Origin of the sequence: Nostoc foliaceum FACHB-393 (assembly GCF_014698505.1) — a bacterium.
GTDB classification, from domain to species: domain Bacteria; phylum Cyanobacteriota; class Cyanobacteriia; order Cyanobacteriales; family Nostocaceae; genus Nostoc; species Nostoc foliaceum_A.
In genome coordinates this window covers 108128-126105 of record NZ_JACJTD010000003.1, presented here as the reverse complement: position 1 = coordinate 126105, position 17978 = coordinate 108128, and the positions used below count along the sequence as shown (strand labels likewise).

The following is a 17978-nucleotide window of genomic DNA, read 5'->3' as shown; positions in this document are numbered from 1 at the left end:
AAATCTAAATACTTCACAATCCTAAATCTACGGCAATACGGTGAGCACAAGCAAAACCAGAAAAAGCCACTGCATTCAACCCTTGACCAGGAAAAGTACTATCGCCTACACAGTAAAGTCCTGGAATAGCTGTGCGATTGAAGGGCATATTCAATAAACCCCACAACTTGCGCCGGGGAATTGGCCCATATGTGCCATCCTGACGACCCAAAAAGCGGCGGTGGGTGCGCGGTGTGCCTACCTCCAGATAATCCAATCCGGCATCCAAGCCTGGAAAAATCTTCTCTAGTCGGTCAATAATTCGCCCAGCCGCCTCTTCTTTCTTCGCTTCGTACTCACTGGGAGAAAGTTTTTGCCAATCCTCAATCCAGTGAGGCGTGAAGGCATGAATGATGTGATATCCACTAGGTGCTAAATCTGGGTCAAGCAATGTGGGAATCGAAACAAACACTGTGCCTTCTGGTGCTGTCATCTTTTCCCAATGTTCCAGCAAAATATGGTGACACTCTGTTTTCGCAGGTAAAACTGACTCCTTTACCCCGATGTGTAAACTCAAGAAGCTTGGAGATTTTTGATAATTTTGTTGCCACTTTTTCTCATTATATGGCATTGCTTCTGCTGGTAATAATTGTTCAAATGTATCCCAGCGTGTAGCATTAGAAACTATGCGTTTACCCCGATATACTTTACCATTAGCCAGTTGCACACCTACCGCTTTTCCCTGTTCTGTGAGAATTTTCGTGACTCTAGCTTGGTACTGAATCTTACCTCCAGCCTTCTCTAGACCTTCCACCAGTTTTTGGGCAATTTGTCCCACTCCGCCTTTGGGATAGTTAACTCCGCCATAATGCCTGTCAGAAAAGACCATCCCAGCATTAATCATTGGTGTCATGTCTGATGGAACTACCGACCAGCAATAACATTCCATATCGATAAATTTCAATAATTGCGGGTCTTTGATGTAACGTCGCGCCACGTCGCCGGCATTTTGGGGGAGATACTTAGCTAAACCAAGACACGCCAAAGGATTCTGGAAAAAGACTCGCAGTAGATACCGAGGTTCTTCCAGCGACAGCAAATCCATGCTGTTGAGGCACTTGAATACTTTTTGGCATTCGTCATAAAAGCGACGAATCCCCTGTTCTTCATGAGGAAAATGAGCAGTAAGATTTTGCAAAAATTTTTCATAAACCCGGTCAACCTTCAGGTCTAAACCTTGGGGTAGATGATAGTGAATCTGCACCGGATCTGCGATCGCTTCTTGGCTAACATTTACAGCTGATAATGCACGGGTGAGTAAGTTAGTAGTACCGTTTTGTCCCAGCCCAAAAATCATCGATGCGCCAACATCAAATCGATAGCCTTGGCGTTCAAAATAACCGGCGCTACCACCTGGAATCAAATAACGTTCTAGTACCAGCACTTTCGCTCCCTTCGCCGCTAACTGAGTTGCTGTTACTAATCCGCCAATCCCAGACCCAATCACGATCGCATCAATATCTTGCATTTTTGCCTTTTGTCATTAGTCTTTTGTTTATTTTCCAATACCCAATGACAAAAAAGAGGGACGAGCCTGCTACTGCTGGCTAATCCCGTCTGCCGATCCTTAAAAGAGAGGAGAACACTGTATAACAATATAACCTTGATTGACAATTAATGTCAACTATTAATGAAAATTTTTATCAATAAAAATGAGAGTGTTAATTTTCAGCTGTCAGCCGGATGCAGGAAGGAGTATTATGGTGTTTCAGTTCTCATACAATAAAAAGGCGCCTGTTTCCGGCTATGACGCTACAATTGCGCGTTTATGTTCCACCCCATCCCCTGATCAAACACTGGCTGGCAGTTGCCCGTGATGCAGGCACACCTTCAGTCCTATTTCGCAGTGCCATGACTGAGTTGGGAAGATGGCTGACTTATGAAGCTGCGCGAGACTGGTTGCCGACCCAAGAAACAGCGGTGCAGAGTCCTTTGGATACTTGTCCAGCAACGGTGATTGATCCGCAAGTGCCTATGGCAGTAGTGCCGATTCTGCGGGCTGGACTAGGATTACTTGAGGGAGCGCAGACTTTATTACCTTTAGCATCGATTTACCACCTTGGCTTGGCGCGAGATGAAGAGACACTGCAACCTCATTGTTATCTGAACAAGTTACCAGAAAAATTTGACCCCCAAACACGAGTGTTGATTACCGATCCAATGTTGGCAACCGGGGGATCAATCATGGCGGCAATGGCAGAATTGACACAACGGGGTGCTGATCCAGCCTTGACGCGGATTATTTGTGTAGTAGCGGCTCCACCAGCTTTGCAAAAACTGAGTGAAGCTTATCCAGGTTTAATAATTTACACCGCGACTATTGACGAAAAACTGAACAGCAAGGGGTATATTGTACCGGGATTGGGAGATGCAGGCGATCGCATCTTTGGGACTTAAGCTAGTATGCAGCTAGGGCAGGAAAATAGCATAACTACTGTAAAAGTTGCAAGGTTTGTTGAAGGCGGTAAAGATATGAGTCAGCGAGATGGTTTTGGCAGTGGTTTTTTAGCAGGGGCGGTTGTCGGTGGCGTATTTGGCGGTGTCATCGGGGCCCTGATTGCTTCTCGACGCGATCCAGAATTGCTAACGGAGGAGGAGGCAGAACTGACAGATAGCCAACTCGAAGCTAAGAAGATAGCGGCAAAGCGGCGTCAGATGAAAGCCTCAGAAAGTGAGAGCATTGGCATAGAAACGGCTAGGCGATCGCTAGAAGATAAAATTGCCCAGCTAAATGCCACAATTGATGAAGTGCGAAAGCAACTGGGAAATGTTAATGGCGGTTCACCCCAAGCAAGCAATGAACGCACCCTCACTAAAGACTCCTGAGGTTTGTTCAGGCGTGGTGAAAGTGTCAAATATGGTAAATGTGGAATCCGCAAACACCATGACATGGACTAAATTAAAATTAAAAGATAAGACCGCGTTTGACACTTAGTAGGAAACCAAACTATCCATGAATCCTCTAGAGTTACTGATTAACACTCTGGCTACTTTTACGCAGATTTATACTTTTCTGCTGCTGATTCGCGTGCTGTTGACCTGGTTCCCGACGATTAACTGGTATGACCAACCATTTGCTGCTTTGAGCCAGATAACTGACCCTTATCTGAATCTATTTCGCAGAATTATTCCCCCATTGGGCGGCATTGATTTTTCGCCAATGTTAGCGATTATACTGCTTCAAATAGTAGGTGGTGGTTTGCAAGCCGTCTGATAACACAGAACTTGCATTTTATTCCATGTTCAACTAATGAATTTTAGGTCTGGGCTAACTAGCTCAGACTTATGCAAGGTCAAGTACCCAACAGCGATCTCTTCATTAGAGAAATACTGCTAAAGTGGGATTTTACTATGAAAGAAAGCAGCACCGCTACACGCTACATTCTGTCAAGGGACTATTCCTATTTATCCGCTATTCATCCCAATACCGAATATTTCGATAAAGTGCGAGACTTTTAGCCGTAAAAGTTAAAATTTATTACCTACGCACTTGACCACTAAACCCGGCAGCCTTAAACTGCTTTAGCTTCAACGGAGTAGGCTGATTCGCAGGTACAGAAATCCTCAATTCAAAATCGCTAATGCCTGGTGGCACCTCGGTAATAGAACCTAAGCGAGTCCGGTTTTGCATCACCGAGTCATTATTGGCATCATAGATGCGTCCAAAAATATCTGCGTCGTAGACTGTCTTATTAGTGCCATTTTCTGCTTTGCCAATCACAAGAAAACAATTGGCAGCGGCGCTACCACTACTGATAACAGCCCCTTGTGCTAGTTCTGGTGGACAATCTTTATAAGAGACATCAAATAGTTTAATCTGTGTCAGGGCTACAGCTGGGGGAGTAATCACCCACGATAGAAAGGTGATGAGACAGGAAATAAAAACGACCGTGAGTGAACGCAACTGCATAAAAGACCCCGTGACTTCATTTAACAAACAATATGTAACTTATAACCTCAGCTTACCTGAATTTAACTACAGGGTAATTAGAGACTTTAATTTAACATTTGTAATAATTAGGGAAATAAACCCTTAATTGCTATTAACTTATGACTCCAGATGAGATTGAAACAGCTATGCTTGCAGCCTTTAATCGTTGTGATGTAGCAAGCTGTCCTCTCACTGACACGCAGAAACAGATATTACTGCAAGTGGTCGAGCAAATTCAGGGAAATTCTACCTTTGGGATGTCAAATATTGCTAATCCCTTAGACGAACTTACCCCAGAGGAGTTAGAAGCATTTTTACAGTTTGTTAAGGATGAAGAACAACGTAACCGCACTTGGAAAGTGCAATTACTCAATGACTGGTTGCTAGAAAATGACTCTGGAACAGTACAATTCATTCGCCAACGTTATGGTTTACAGTGGCTGAATCGGGTTGAGTCATATCATTTTGATAAGTATTCTTATTTTGAGGATGCACTAAAGTTAAGAGTAGGCGATCGCATTGAAGTTTCCAATGCACTATGGGAATGGGTGCAAGAAGATGGACCTTGTAAGCGCGAATGGTTTCCCTGTATGGTGATTAAGGTCGAGGAAATTAGCGATGTCTACGACGGGCTACGCCTACGCGATGATACCTCTACTAACTGCGTCGTCCGCTTCTTCAACGGCTCTGAGTATGAAATTCAAGGAATCTACGAATGGAATCGCTATAACTGGCGCTGGCCGCAAAAGGAGTGAGGAGTTAGGAGTTAGGAGTTCTGATATAGCTCAATGAGTCTTTGAACTTCGTTAATGAGCCTTTATACTCTGATTGCTGCTGTACTTGAACAACGCCCAAGCCAAAAACCTTTCGGTATGATACAAGGCTAATTGATTGCTCACACCATTAAAAACAGCATCAAAAGCGTGTTCTGCCCAAGGAATTTCTAGAAAAACCGCAGTATTGCCAGAATCATGTAAACGTTCATACATCCGTCTGCCAAATCGTGCTTCTACCAAATGGTCACGACTGCCGTAAATTAATAAAGTTGGTGGTAAAGGGTGCGTCAGATAATTTATTGGTGAAGCAATTTTATACTGATTGGGTAATTCTTCTAAAGAACCACCGAGAAATGCTTTTAAAACAGCGCGGGTGTTGATAGGATCGGGATTTGGTGGTGTTTTGTATCCTCCAGTTAAGTTAACAGGCCCGTAATAGTTCACCACAGCCCGAATGGGTGGTGCATCCGCTTGATAAGCCGCTAGCATTGCTAGGTGCGCTCCCGCAGAACGTCCTAAAAGTACCATACGTTCTGAATCAGCTTCATATTCGGCTGCATGTTTGCGAATAAAATTCAGGGCTGTACGCACATCATCTAACTGAGATGGAAACCGATATTTAGGTGCGTGTCGATAGTCGATCGCAAATACCGTATATCCCTGATGAGCGATATATTGATTAAACTCAGAATTGGCATGAGGATTGCCATATTGCCAAGCTCCACCATAAATTACCACCACTGCTGGATATTTCCCTACCTCTGCGGGTTGGTAAACTTCCATTTTTAAAGGCACTCCCGCAGGAGAAGCAAAGAGAATATCTTTTTGATGACGCGTTTTTTCTAATGGAATACCCCGGAAGAAATTAACTAAGTTAAAGGGATGGGTTTGCATCTTAGCCATTACTTGGACTGGAATTTGCTCTAGATAATTTGTTCCCAGTCCTTGTTTCATCGCTTTAGCCATCTGCATTTGAGTTAGTGGGATATTCACTAGCACCCATCCACAAATTAGCAATCCTATCAAACTGAAAATATAAGCTAAACGCTGTAGTTTACGGCGACGGATGTAAAACAAAGAAAGCAATAAAGATAGCAAATTTAATAACAATAACCAAGGACTGACTTCTGGCGCTCCCACTGCTAGCGTTAGTAAAAACATATTTGGAGCAGGAAGAAGAATCCAAGAACTAAGAAATAGACTTGCAAAACTTAGTAATAATACAAGCCATGATAAAAGTATTTTGGGTTTAGCAAACATAGACGAAAGGACGGGACAAATGACTTAAAGAAGTACAATCTATCCGCCAATGCTAAGGTTGGCAATAGATTTATCTGTAAATGGTAAATAAGGTAATTATTTCTCCATCAACCTAAACCTAAATGCTTTTGCAATGCTTGGCGCATCACTTCTACAGGTACAGTTTCCTGCTGTAACCAAATTTTTAATGCTGCTACCCCTTGTTGAACTAGCATTTCTAAGCCATCGATCACAATTGCGCCTTGTTTTTCTGCCTGCTGAAGAAATTGCGTCGGTTTCGGAATATATATTAAATCGTAAGCGATCGCACCCTTGGGTAAATTCCCTATTTCCTCTAGACTCAAAGGCGACTCATCAACCTTGGGATACATACCTATGGGGGTTGTGTTTACCAGCAGATTTGCTTGGGGAATTAGCTTTGGCAATTCCTCCCATTGATGAACTTGTAAATTTTCGCTTATGGGTGAATTGCTCCAACTATTACCAAATTCTTGTAATCTCTGCACATTACGCCCAACAACATGAATTTTGGCAAAACCTAGTTGGTGACAACCTGCTACAACTGCTCTGGCCGCGCCACCATTGCCTAAAATTACCGCTACCTTCTGGCTCCAATCCTGCTGATACGTTGTCTGCAAAGGAGCGATAAATCCTTCTATATCTGTGTTTGTCCCCACCCATTGATTATTTTGGCGACTAACAGTATTCACTGCGCCTATAGTTTGAGCAAGAGGGGTAATTTTTGAGAGGAGAGGCATGATTGCCTGCTTATGAGGTATTGTCACGCTAAAACCGACAAGATCAATAGCTGCGAAACCCGCGATCGCCACCTCTAAATTCTGTGGTTCGATAGGAAAGGGAAGATAAACGTAGTCTAATCCCAAATTAGCGATCGCAGCATTATGCATCGCTGGCGATAGCGAATGCTCCACTGGATGTCCAATTACCCCTAGTAGTCTAGTTTTGCCTGTAATCAATTTTTCTTTAGTCATTAGTGATTCCCCTCCAGTCTCCCTTGCTCCTTCACTCCTTCGACTAGCCTACAATTATTAAAAGCTACTTAACAATTCTTTGAATCATGCAGGCAACTACAGCCCTCTCTACAACCCCAATTCCTGGTAAATATTGGCAGTGGCGCGGGCACAACGTTTATTATGTGCGTGCGGGAGAGAAGCAAGCGCAACGTCCGCCTTTGCTTTTGGTACATGGCTTTGGTGCTTCCACAGACCACTGGCGCAAGAATATCACAGGATTGTGTCAAGATTTTGAAGTATTTGCGATCGACCTTTTAGGATTCGGGCGATCGGCAAAACCGAAATTGCAGTATAGCGGCGACTTGTGGCGTGACCAACTCCATGATTTTATCAGTGAAGTAATTGGTCAAAAAGCAGTATTAGCAGGTAATTCCCTTGGTGGCTACGCTGGCTTGTGTGTTGCAGGGCAACGTCCCGACAGTGCGGCTGGTTTAGTTTTGCTCAATAGTGCAGGGCCTTTTAGCGAAAGCCAGTCTACATCTGAGCCTGAAGCTTTACAATCAGAAATTCAGGCTCCAAAACAACCCGCTACTTTGCAGAAACTTCTTGGTGACGGCACTAAGTGGATTTTTCAACAACCTTTAGCCCAATCTTTGTTATTTCAATACGTGCGACAACGTTGGGTAATTCGCCAAACTCTAGAAAAAGTTTATCTTGACAAAAGTGCCATTACAGAACAATTAGTAGAAGAAATTTCTCGCCCTGCTTATGATCCTGGTGCAATGGAAGTATTTGTGTCAGTCTTTAGCACTCCTCAAGGAGAAAAAGTTGATGTGCTACTAAAGCAATTAACTTGTCCTCTGTTGATGTTGTGGGGAGAAGCTGACCCTTGGATGAATGCTAGAGAACGTTCTCAAAAATTTCGTCAATATTATCCTGAACTCACAGAACATTTCTTAACAGCCGGTCATTGTCCCCATGATGAAATACCCGATAAAGTAAACCAACTTTTAGGCGATTGGGTTTTGTCTATTACCAAGTGATACGAACCTCTCCCTGCCTTGAACTTTAGTTCAAGGCAGGGAGAGGTTTTATGTAGTAAAACCTCTTAGAGGATGTTTGAAAAGTCGAAAAGTATACTAAAAACCCGTTTCCATTCCTCTCCCCGAAAGGTCGAGGGGCTTTGAAACCCCCATTCCCTTGTAGGGAAGGAGTGCTAGGGGGGTTAGGTTTTTAAGATTTTGATGTTAGCAATAATACTTTTCAAACATCCTCATTAGAAGTCTTTTTATCTTTGGGAGAGTTCGCAACCGACTGACTCCCCTTCTCCCTTGTTTATAACAATCCCTCAAATTCGGCGAATTTACGCAAACGTGGTAGACACTGGCGCTGATAAAAACTGCTTAATGTCGGAATTGACAACCCAAATTCCTCAGATAATTCTCTCCAGCTAACTTCTGGAGGTAGGCGTTTGAGAATTAACATCTGACAATTCACATCTGGATGTCCTTTAATGTAAGTACGGCGCAGTTCTCCTTCAGAATCTGTCTTAGCCCATATCTCCAAGTCTTCCAGAATGGGAGGTGCTTGGGGGCTAGCTGGGAGGTTATCTACAGGATCAATGGTTTCACTTATTCCACCCGATGTAGACTGACGAACCCGAAGAGGGACTGTTATAGCTTGTTCCCGGTTCTGGTTAATGTAAAAGTCTTGTAGTCTACGTTTTAGGTAAGCATTTAGCCAAGTGACAACACTGCCATAATTGGGGTCATAGATTTGACCTGTTAAACCTTCACAAACATTGCGGCAGAAATACAACCAAGTTTGTTGTAATGCATCTTGATAGTAGGGAGTACTTTCCCTCCAGAGTTTATTTGCTGTCAAGCGAATAATTTGCGTGAGCAGCTTCTGACGCTGAGGGCTTCCAGGTGGGTGTCCACAGGCTTCGGTAACTAAGCCGCGTAGCTGTTCATCGAATTGAACCATGACAATCTTCGGACAGAAAGCAAGAATATCTTAGTATTGCCTATAACAACGCCTTAAAAAATTACCTTTCGTCAAGATGCTATATCTTTTTTCAAAGGGCATTGGGCATTGGGCAAAAAAGTTCAGAGTTCAGAGTTCAGAGTTCAGAGTTCTAAGTAAAGAAGTGAGATTCCCCACTCAGCACTGGCTACTCAAAACTCGCTCATCTCCACGCTCGCCACGATGACTATAAACCCAGCCAGGAAAATAAAGTTTCCCACCAGGAATATGTCAGATTACCAACACTCAGCTTCATTTTGTTACGAATGTCTTGGATTTTCCAGTTGGTTAGTTTAGCCAGAGTTTGCGCTTCTTGTTCAAAACGCTTGGGTAAAGACCGTTTATATTCTCTACCCGCCTGACATTTAAGTTCCCCTTGGAACGGATGTTGCAAAACATAACGCCCTTGGAAAGATTCACTGTTGGCAGTTTGTTGGAACATCAAGTCTTCAGGGAATTTGTTGCGGGTGTAGCGGACATGCAAGCGGGAGATGAAGACATTACTTCTAGGAAAGGGACGACGAAAGCCGGGGCGTATTGGTACATTGCTTGCAGAATTATCATCTAGCCAAAATACGCCTGCTTGCTTGAGTTCCTCTTGGGTTAGGGGATCGGCAGAACAAGGATCGCAACTACCCATATCCCAAGCGTATTCTAAAAAACCAACTTTTCTGTCTTCTTTGGTGTAGATAGTTTGAAACATGGATTTGTAGAATTCACTAAATTCATCTTTGACAAACAAGGGAATATTTGTGTTGGAGGGAATTTTTACCGTCCGGTAGTTAGTGATTTCTGCCTGTCCTTGGGGCGAGAGGATGTACACAATCAAATCCTGCTCTGTCGTAGCATTGATCATGCCTAAGCGAATTGGCAGCATGAATTTGGGTGACTGGTAGGAAATTTGTAGCGGACGAAGGAACTGGTAGCCAGATTTCTCAAATTTATCCAAGTTGACTTTGGCAACAAAGAATTTCATTGAGGAGCGGATGTAAGGCTGAAGTAACTGTTTTGCACCTCTGGGGATTTTGTAGCCATTGCGTTTGAGCCAAGTTTCCAATCCACCAGATTCTTTAGCGCTGAGGATTAAGATGTCGTATTCGCCGACGTTGAAACGTGCTTCCACTGTCACGCCTAAACTAGCATCACGGCCTCTCGTACTCCCTGACTCAAGGCTTGCTGCTGGTCTAGGTGCAGCTTGTGGTAAATTTTCGTTGTAAACTTGGGCACAAGGATCTGAGTCAAAATATTCAACCAATCGCGGCGCACTAAAAGCATCTAGGCGTTCGATAATTTTGGGTTCAGTAACACGAACTTGTTCTTTTTGTAGCACGGTTGGCACAGGAACTACCATTGCAAAATCTTTGACTTCGCCTTGAAAGTCGTTTGCCATTGTTAGGACAGTGCGATCGCCATCCCGCGCTATTACCACCTGAGAAGCTTTGTTATACAGTTTTGTATCAGCTTTGGCTACATAAAATCCACAAAATGCCCAAGCTGCGGGTGTAAAGCACAAAACAGCTACAATTGCCAACAATAATGGCGTTAAAAGGCGAAAAAACTTCATTTTATACCTCTACTTTTTTAGTGCTGAGTTAGGAGTTAAGAGTTAAGAGTTTTCCCTCCGCCTTCTCTGCTTCCTTATCCCCTTCTTGCCAAGCAAACCTTGGGGCCAACCAAAGAACATCAAATAAGATAGTCAATGGGGCAAGGGCAAACAGCGCCCAGAAAACTGCTGTGGAAACAAAGAAATAATTTCGCAGGATAAAAGTTAATCCGGCGATGCAGATTGCCCAAACTACACGCCCAATTCGGGAATTAGGAATAGATCGCGGATCTGTAATCATAAATAGGGCAAACAGCAGCAAAGACCCGCTCATCAATCGATGCCAGTAAACATCCCAAGTCCAACCTAGCCAGAGATTGCGAATCGCCTCTAGCAAGGAGTAGGAACCCAAAAAAGCTGCTGTAGTGTCCCAGCGACCAACACGCTGCAAAATCATGCCGCCAGTGCCGGCAAATAATAGCCCATACCACCACTCTTCACCCCATTGTCCCGGCGAAACCCAAGCATCAGGGGTCAGAATCAAGGCAGATATGATGCCAAAATTGGTAGGATTAAAGAAATGCTTATCACCAACTTGAAAGATAAATTTGCTGGCGATCGCAATTACTGCGGCTATTGCCATTGTTGTCCAGTGATCAGCCCGCAAAAGTAGGCCCAGTCCCAGAGATGTAATTAAAGCACTCCGAAGATTTGCCATTTGTTCTTTGCCAGTAACTAATGACAATATCCATTGGGTTGCCAAACTGGTTGCGATCGCTACCCCAATTAATTCTGGTCGCAGCGTCCAATCTCGTGTGCCGATTCCCAAGACTAGAAATAAGCCCAGAAAGAGAATTTGATAATCACGTATATCTTTTAGCAACATTACCCTTTTAGTCAGGGATTACTCGTAGATTTCTCCCCAATTTAGTCGAGAGTTACCTGCCATAACATTGCTGTTACAGATTTTGTTACAAAATAGGATAGTTAAGTCTAAAAGCCCCCAAGTATGAGGTCAGATATAGATTTTAAATTAGACGGTTTTGAGAAATGAATGTATAAAATTTCTTGAAAGCTACGGAAAGGCTCAAAATGCAATTTGCACCTCTATTCCCAATTTTCTACCGCATTCTCCAGCCGAGTTTTCCCAATTGCCTTTGGAATGGAAATCTCCATGCTAAAGCGATCGCACTTACCTTTGATGATGGGCCCCATCCTCAATACACCCCCGAAGTCTTGGCAGTGTTAGACCGTTACAATATTACAGCGAGTTTTTTTTGGTTAGGTGTTTGCGTCAACCGTTCACCAGCCATTGCTAAAGCCGTTAGCGATCGCGGACACTGGATCGGATTGCATGGTTACGATCATCGCTCTTTTCCTATGCTTTCGCCAAATGACCTGAAGGACAGTTTAGAAAAAACCCAAGTTGCTATCTACAATGCCTGCAACCTGCAACCTGAACAAGTGCGAGATGTCCGCCCCCCCAATGGTTTTTTTACACCTGCTACTTTAAAATTATTTTTCCAGTGGAATTACCGCCCAGTTATGTGGAGTGTTGTACCAGAAGACTGGGTGCGACCAGGTGTAACCACTGTAGTAGAGCGAATTATGGAGCAGGTCAAAAATGGTTCAATAATTGTCTTGCATGATGGTGCTTGTGGTGGACAAGATGTTGCTGCCACAATCCAAATTCTGATTCCGCAACTGCTACAACAAGGTTATGAGTTTGTGACTGTTGATACTATATGGCAGCAAGCTAAAGCAAACCATTGATTGTTACACATTTAAGCATAGATAAAGTTAATAATTCGCTCTAAATCAGGCTTTCTCATAAATTATGCCAGAGCAGTTTCCTCTTATTGAGGTTCCCCTAGATGCCCCAGAGGCTGATGAAGATTTGGGAACAAAAGAAAAGTTTTGGTTTCGTCATCACGATCTAGGTCGTTGTCTATTTAAGAAAGCTAGACCAAACACAGGAGAAGATTGGGCAGAGAAGATTGCAGCCGAGTTGTGCGAGTTGCTTGGGCTACCTCATGCTTATTATGAACTGGCGGTATACAATGACGAAAATGGCATCATTTCACCCTCATTTTTACCGTCTCAAAAAGGTGGAAGCTTGACCCTTGGTAATGAAATTCTGGCTCGCATAGTATCTAATTATCCACAAGATTCTAAAGACCTGTCCCAACACACAATTGATAATGTATTCAATGCTATCGGAGATGCTTTAGTTAATTTACCTATAAACTGGACACCACCAGAGAGAATTAGTTATGCGACAGAAACTTTTGTTGGGTATTTACTTTTAGATGCTTGGATCGGGAATAGTGATCGACACCATGAAAATTGGGCATTCATCAGTTTGGAAGAGAATATCTATCTAGCACCAACCTATGACCACGCCTCATGTCTTGGTCGAAACGAGTCTGATTCTAAAAGAAAAAACAGACTAACCACAAAAGACGCTGGCTTTTCTATCCAAGCGTATGTAGAAAAATGTAATTCTGCGTTGTATGCTAGAGTTGGCGATCAAAAAACTCTCAAGACTTTTAATGCATTTTGTGAAGCGCAACAACGGTATCCAGATGCAGCCAGGGTATGGTTAAATAATCTAGCAAGGGTGTCAAGCAATGATACGTTAGAGCTTTTTGAGTGTATTCCATCTAATCGCATATCGCAAACAGCAATTGAATTTGCACAAAAGATATTGGAGTTAAATCAAACTAAGCTGCTAGACACCCTACTATGAAAACACTTTTTTTAGCTTGGCAAGATCCTAAAAGTCGCGCTTGGCTTCCCATTGGTCGCTTAACATTTGACGGGAAAAAATATCAGTTTGTATATACGCAAGGTGCTGTTAAAGCTAAAACTGAACATAATTTTCAGCTATTATATTCCTTCCCAGACTTGAACAAAGAATACACATCAGTTGAACTTTTCCCCTTGTTTTCTAATCGATTAATGCGACGCTCTCGCCCTGACTACAAAGATTATATTGAATCGCTAAATATTCCAGAAGGACAAGACGATCCAGTTAGCATTCTTTCTCGGAGTGGTGGACGCAAGGTAACAGATTATTTTGAAGTTTTCCCCTGTCCAGAACCAGATGAGAATGGTTTATACCATATCCATTTTTTTGCACATGGACTGCGACACCTTCCTACTTGTGCAACTGAACGGATTAATCAATTACAAACGGGTGAACTATTATATTTAGCGAATGAATTTCAAAATCCCTATGACCCGCGTGCATTGCTTTTATGTACTGAGGATCATTACATCGTAGGTTATTGCCCCCGATATATTGTAGATGATGTTTTTAAACTCAAGAACAAAAATTCAGAACTTCTAAAAGTGAAAGTTGAGCGCGTTAACCCAGCACCGACACCTCTCCAGTTACGTTTATTGTGCAATATGACCGCAGAATGGGATGAAGATTTTCGTCCATTTTCTAGCCAGGAGTATCAGCCTTTAGTGGCTGATATCCCAGTTACTTATGCTAGTTCCTAAAGTTGATGTGAGGCTAGAAAAGTTTCGACTTCAGCAGCAGTAGGTTGAGAAGCGATCGCACCTGGTTTAATGGTAGTCAGTGCCCCAACAGCACTGGCATAGGTGACGATGCGTTTTGCTGTTTCTGCATCCCGCAAGCTGTGGATGCCATGCTGACTCAACTGGTGGATGAATCCTGCCAAAAAGCTATCCCCTGCACCAGTTGTATCAACTACAGGGATAGAAAAGGAAGGTAATTTGCCTTCGTTCTCACCCAGACAGTAGCTGCAACCGTTTTCTCCATCTGTTACTAGTACTCCTTCAATGGAAGCCAGGCGGTAAGTGATGGCTCCGGGATCTGCGGTTTCAAATAGCCATTCAGCTTCTTCTTTGGAGAGTTTGAGGAAATCGACTCGCTTAAATAATTCTGGAATTTTTTGATGAGCAATATTTGGTTCGTCCCAAAATACAGGACGCCAGTTTACATCCAGCACAATCTTCAGGTCATAATGTTCTGCTAACTCTAGGGCGCGGTGAATTGCCTGTTCACTTTCAGGATAGGCTAATTCCAAAGTACCCAAAACTAGAAAATCTGCCTCTTGAAACAGCGAATTTGGCAATTGTTTGGCTTGCAGGCGAGTATCGGCAAATTCTGCGGTGTCATACTGACCAAATCCAGCGAAAGTGCGATCGCCAGCCAGATCCCGTGTAACATAAACTTGCCGCGTTGGTGCCGTGGGATGGCGTTGTATCCCCGTTGTATCTACACCTACATCTTGTAATAGCTTGACCAGTGCATTCCCTGGTTCATCTTCACCAACGGCTCCGATAAATCCTGCTGGCGTTCCCAGCTTGACTAAAGCACAGGCTACGTTAGCTGGTGCCCCTCCTGGATAGGGAATCCAAGATTTCACTTCTTCCAGCTTTAGCCCTAATTGATCGGCTAAACAATCAAACAAAACTTCACCGAGGCACAAAACACGGGGATTGCTCATTTCATTTTAGATTTTAGATTTCGATTTTGGATTAGGAATTTACAGTATAAAATCTACAACAATTCTTGCTAATCTGTCGCCAGTCCTTCATAGAATTAAATAGCAATTTTTACTACTCCCGTAACATCTATATGCTTCTGATTATTACTAAAATTTTCTAAGCATTTATTCTTAATATTTTTATAAAAAATTGTATTATATAAGACTGGCGTAAATTTATGCTTTATATTCTTAGCAACTTGAAATCCAAAGAAAATATTGACAATCGTATTACTGCTAACACTTGAAACCCCTCCCAACAAAAGAATCTTCTAGAATTAGAAAGAGTGATTAAGTACATATACCAAGGGAGGATAGAAATAGTCATGGCTGGTGGCAAGTCTGAGACCCCCGTTAGTCTGTCAGACAGAGAACTGCAAATTATCGACTTAGTAGCCGCTGGCTTAACTAACCAAGAGATTGCAGGAAAACTGGAGATTAGCAAGCGTACAGTTGATAACCATATCAGTAATATTCTTACAAAGACCGAGACAGAAAATCGAGTAGCTCTTGTCCGCTGGGCTTTACAGTGGGGCAAAGTCTGTTTGAATGATGTCAATTGCTGTCTTCTGCCTAACCAGATCGAATAAACAATTTACTAGTAGCAAGGTAATTGCTTTGGTCTGGTATATTCACAAGCCAATTTTGAGGTTTAGTGATTGTTTCCCTCCTCACGCCTAAGTTTTCAGTGTGAACACTCTACCAAAAGTTCCGAGTCCTTCACTCAGCCGGAGTTTATGTTAATGGAGCCAGCTGACCCTCGGACTCGGAAACTATAAAGATCAGAATTCCTTTCCAAATTCAGCAGAACAGATTTAAAACTTACGCACAGCAGCAGAAGGGCAGAGGAGAATAATTAATAACCAATGCCCAATGCTCAAACTCAACAATCATCCACAAAAATTAGCAACAATTCAGTGGTACAAGCGTTACATTTGAAAGAAATCTATGTTGCCCCATCGGCTTTGGGAGTAGTGTTCCAATGAATACTTCCGCTTCTTTTCAGGGTAGCTCGTCTCCCTTTAAATTTTTTAACTTTGATTTTACGACACCTGTATCTGAAAAAATTCCGAGTCTTGAAGACCGATTTTCAGACTTTGTGCAACCCACACAAGATGCCGACTTACTCAGACAGCTATCGTTTATTCCAGGGTTGCAAGAAATTTTAATGATACGGCAGGTTCACGCCTTAGAACACGCTACTGTTTGGGTTCTTAGCGAATCAAAAAGTTCTTATTCTCCTAAAGGAGAACCTACTAACGTTCAACTAGATAACGAACTATTAGGCGGTTTGTCTACTGAGCAGGGATTTTACCTTTATGGTGAGGTGAATATTAGTGATTTGCGGCGTGCAGTCATACTGGCTCGACATCGCCTCACGAGTGGAGAATGGGATTTGGCTGTACATCCCCGTTGTGGCACCAATTTATCAGTAGCAATGCTCTTAACCGCTGGACTAGCTGTCGGTGTGCATCTGCTACTACCATTTCGACCAATCGAGCAACTTATAGGTTTGGGGTTAGCAGCGACGACAGCCGCTGAACTCGCACCCGATTTAGGTTCTATGGCACAGCGTTACTTAACAACTGCCATTCCTTTTAACCTAACAATTGAAAATATTACCCGTAGAAGCGATGTTTGGGGGCGTGAGGCACATTTTGTTAAAGTGGGCTGGCAAGAGTACGGATGACGGGGATGAGGGAGACAAAAAATTTTTCTCCATAGTTTTTCTCCATCTAGTACAGGTCGGCGGAAATAAACCTACCATTTGATTACAGCCAGAAAGCCCAAAATTAAAGCATGAGTTACTTTTGACTTTTGACTTTTGATTTTTGACTTCCGCCTTGCGGTACTCCCTTAAAAAAATTATGAGAAAGCTTTACTTTTTACTCCCCGGTACAGATGGCAAATTTGCCTGTGGTGGTCTTTGGGCTGAGTTAAAAGCACTTAATCTGGTGCAGCAGTTCTGTAGTGCTGATGTTGTAACTTACCGCCAACGCGAAAAAGGTAAGCTTTTTATCGATGATTTGCTAAAAGAGGAAAATTTAAATGATGTAATTTTTGTCATCAGTTGGGGATTTGATATAGCTCAACTCGTGGTTAAACTTAAGCAATACAATGTCGTCTACCATGCACATAGTGCAGGTTATCCATTTAAGCTACCTGCGAGTATTCCGATCATCACTGTTAGCCGCTATACAATGGGATATTGGGGAGAAAAATCACCTAATTCCCTGATTTATTATTTGCCGAATCAAATTTCTGATGAGTTTGAAAATTTAGGTCTTGAACGAGATATTGATGTTTTAGTTCAGGCTCGGAAGTCTTCTGAGTATTTAATTCAAGAATTGATTCCAGCGTTGCAAAAACGTTGTAAAGTATTGGTTGTTGATTCATATATAGAGGATTTACCTGGACTATTCAACCGAGCGAAGGTTTATCTTTATGATTCGGCTGAGTACTGGGCGCAACAGCGTGTTAGCGAAGGATTCGGTCTACAACCAATGGAAGCTCTTGCCTGTGGTTGCCAAGTATTTTCTAGTGTCAACGGTGGACTGGCTGATTACTTAGACCCTGGATTTAATTGCTATAAAATTGCTGGATATTCGCAAGAATATGATGTCCAACGGATTCTGAAGGTGATTGATTCTTCAGTAGCTTTTAGTTTGTCTGAAGAGTTTCTGGCTGAATATCGAACTGAAAATATTATTAAGCGTTTCCAAGTAATTTTGGATGAGTTAAATGAGTTTTTTGATCACAAGATCCAGCAACCATCTAATATTAAGAGTTTGACGAAATTACGTGTGGCGAAATTACTCGCTCAGAGAATATATGGGAAGCTGAGGAAGAAATATTTTAAGTAATAGAAACGCACCGCAGAGGCGCAGAGAACACAGAGAGAAGAGA

Annotated in this window: 19 protein-coding genes; 11 read left to right on the top strand and 8 right to left on the bottom strand. The window is 42.7% G+C overall.

Translation table 11 applies throughout. The features are described 5' to 3' along the window. Positions 1-13: 13 nt before the first annotated feature. A complete protein-coding gene (gene crtH, locus H6G92_RS03925) occupies positions 14-1507 on the bottom strand; it encodes a carotenoid isomerase (protein ID WP_190890987.1) in 1494 nt (497 codons plus the stop codon). A gap of 278 nt (positions 1508-1785) precedes the next feature. Between crtH and upp the strand changes: the two genes are divergently transcribed. The 3 genes from upp (at position 1786) to H6G92_RS03910 (ending at position 3253) form a co-directional block, all read left to right on the top strand. Further along, positions 1786-2436, top strand: a complete 651-nt coding sequence (gene upp, locus H6G92_RS03920; RefSeq protein ID WP_190890985.1) for a uracil phosphoribosyltransferase — start codon at positions 1786-1788, stop codon at positions 2434-2436. 75 nt (positions 2437-2511) lie between these two features. After that, positions 2512-2865: a hypothetical protein gene (locus tag H6G92_RS03915; protein ID WP_190891464.1), complete on the top strand. Its 354-nt coding sequence runs from the start codon at positions 2512-2514 to the stop codon at positions 2863-2865. A 127-nt stretch (positions 2866-2992) separates the two neighbouring features. After that, a complete protein-coding gene (locus tag H6G92_RS03910; protein WP_190890983.1) occupies positions 2993-3253 on the top strand; it encodes a YggT family protein in 261 nt (86 codons plus the stop codon). 264 nt (positions 3254-3517) lie between these two features. Here the strand turns inward: H6G92_RS03910 and H6G92_RS03905 are convergent, their stop codons facing one another. After that, positions 3518-3949, bottom strand: a complete 432-nt coding sequence (locus H6G92_RS03905) for a biotin carboxylase (RefSeq protein ID WP_190890980.1) — start codon at positions 3947-3949, stop codon at positions 3518-3520. Between the two features lie 140 nt (positions 3950-4089). On the opposite strand from H6G92_RS03905, the gene H6G92_RS03900 reads away from it, so the two are divergent. Then, positions 4090-4725, top strand: coding sequence for a hypothetical protein (locus H6G92_RS03900; protein WP_190890978.1), 636 nt, complete (start codon positions 4090-4092; stop codon positions 4723-4725). A 51-nt stretch (positions 4726-4776) separates the two neighbouring features. Here the strand turns inward: H6G92_RS03900 and H6G92_RS03895 are convergent, their stop codons facing one another. Together H6G92_RS03895 and H6G92_RS03890 are read right to left on the bottom strand one after the other, a co-directional pair. Next, positions 4777-6006 carry an alpha/beta hydrolase gene (locus H6G92_RS03895; RefSeq protein ID WP_190890975.1) on the bottom strand — a complete coding sequence of 410 codons (1230 nt, stop codon included), beginning with the start codon at positions 6004-6006 and terminating at the stop codon, positions 4777-4779. Positions 6007-6113: 107 nt separating this feature from the next. Further along, positions 6114-6998 (bottom strand): shikimate dehydrogenase, encoded by an 885-nt coding sequence (locus tag H6G92_RS03890; RefSeq protein WP_190890972.1) that lies wholly within the window; start codon positions 6996-6998, stop codon positions 6114-6116. 86 nt (positions 6999-7084) lie between these two features. Between H6G92_RS03890 and H6G92_RS03885 the strand changes: the two genes are divergently transcribed. Next, entirely contained in the window at positions 7085-8023 is a 939-nt protein-coding gene (locus H6G92_RS03885) for an alpha/beta fold hydrolase (protein WP_190890970.1), read from the top strand. Between the two features lie 292 nt (positions 8024-8315). Here H6G92_RS03885 and H6G92_RS03880 read toward each other — a convergent pair whose 3' ends face one another. The 3 genes from H6G92_RS03880 to H6G92_RS03870 all read right to left on the bottom strand — a co-directional run bounded on the left by H6G92_RS03880 (position 8316) and on the right by H6G92_RS03870 (position 11434). Further along, positions 8316-8966, bottom strand: a complete 651-nt coding sequence (locus H6G92_RS03880) for a sigma-70 family RNA polymerase sigma factor (RefSeq protein WP_190890968.1) — start codon at positions 8964-8966, stop codon at positions 8316-8318. A 226-nt stretch (positions 8967-9192) separates the two neighbouring features. Then, positions 9193-10569 (bottom strand): DUF2330 domain-containing protein, encoded by a 1377-nt coding sequence (locus tag H6G92_RS03875; protein ID WP_190890966.1) that lies wholly within the window; start codon positions 10567-10569, stop codon positions 9193-9195. A 28-nt stretch (positions 10570-10597) separates the two neighbouring features. Beyond that, positions 10598-11434 (bottom strand): RnfABCDGE type electron transport complex subunit D, encoded by an 837-nt coding sequence (locus tag H6G92_RS03870; RefSeq protein WP_190890964.1) that lies wholly within the window; start codon positions 11432-11434, stop codon positions 10598-10600. Between the two features lie 206 nt (positions 11435-11640). Here H6G92_RS03870 and H6G92_RS03865 point away from each other — a divergent pair, with 206 nt between their 5' ends. The 3 genes from H6G92_RS03865 to H6G92_RS03855 all read left to right on the top strand — a co-directional run bounded on the left by H6G92_RS03865 (position 11641) and on the right by H6G92_RS03855 (position 14058). Next, positions 11641-12321, top strand: coding sequence for a polysaccharide deacetylase family protein (locus tag H6G92_RS03865; protein WP_190890961.1), 681 nt, complete (start codon positions 11641-11643; stop codon positions 12319-12321). 64 nt (positions 12322-12385) lie between these two features. Next, positions 12386-13297 carry a HipA-like protein gene (locus tag H6G92_RS03860; protein ID WP_190890959.1) on the top strand — a complete coding sequence of 304 codons (912 nt, stop codon included), beginning with the start codon at positions 12386-12388 and terminating at the stop codon, positions 13295-13297. Continuing rightward, a complete protein-coding gene (locus H6G92_RS03855; RefSeq protein WP_190890957.1) occupies positions 13294-14058 on the top strand; it encodes an HIRAN domain-containing protein in 765 nt (254 codons plus the stop codon). The genes H6G92_RS03860 and H6G92_RS03855 overlap by 4 nt, the downstream gene beginning before the upstream one ends. Here the strand turns inward: H6G92_RS03855 and H6G92_RS03850 are convergent. Further along, positions 14055-15032 (bottom strand): carbohydrate kinase family protein, encoded by a 978-nt coding sequence (locus tag H6G92_RS03850; protein ID WP_190890954.1) that lies wholly within the window; start codon positions 15030-15032, stop codon positions 14055-14057. The genes H6G92_RS03855 and H6G92_RS03850 overlap by 4 nt on opposite strands. Before the next feature lie 365 nt (positions 15033-15397). Here H6G92_RS03850 and pedR point away from each other — a divergent pair, with 365 nt between their 5' ends. The 3 genes from pedR (at position 15398) to H6G92_RS03835 (ending at position 17935) form a co-directional block, all read left to right on the top strand. Next, positions 15398-15661, top strand: a complete 264-nt coding sequence (gene pedR / locus H6G92_RS03845; protein WP_012410583.1) for a photosynthetic electron transport-dependent transcriptional regulator PedR — start codon at positions 15398-15400, stop codon at positions 15659-15661. 392 nt (positions 15662-16053) lie between these two features. Continuing rightward, positions 16054-16761 carry a DUF6391 domain-containing protein gene (locus tag H6G92_RS03840; protein ID WP_190890952.1) on the top strand — a complete coding sequence of 236 codons (708 nt, stop codon included), beginning with the start codon at positions 16054-16056 and terminating at the stop codon, positions 16759-16761. Positions 16762-16939: 178 nt separating this feature from the next. After that, entirely contained in the window at positions 16940-17935 is a 996-nt protein-coding gene (locus H6G92_RS03835; RefSeq protein ID WP_190890950.1) for a glycosyltransferase, read from the top strand. The last annotated feature ends 43 nt before the right edge of the window (positions 17936-17978 follow it).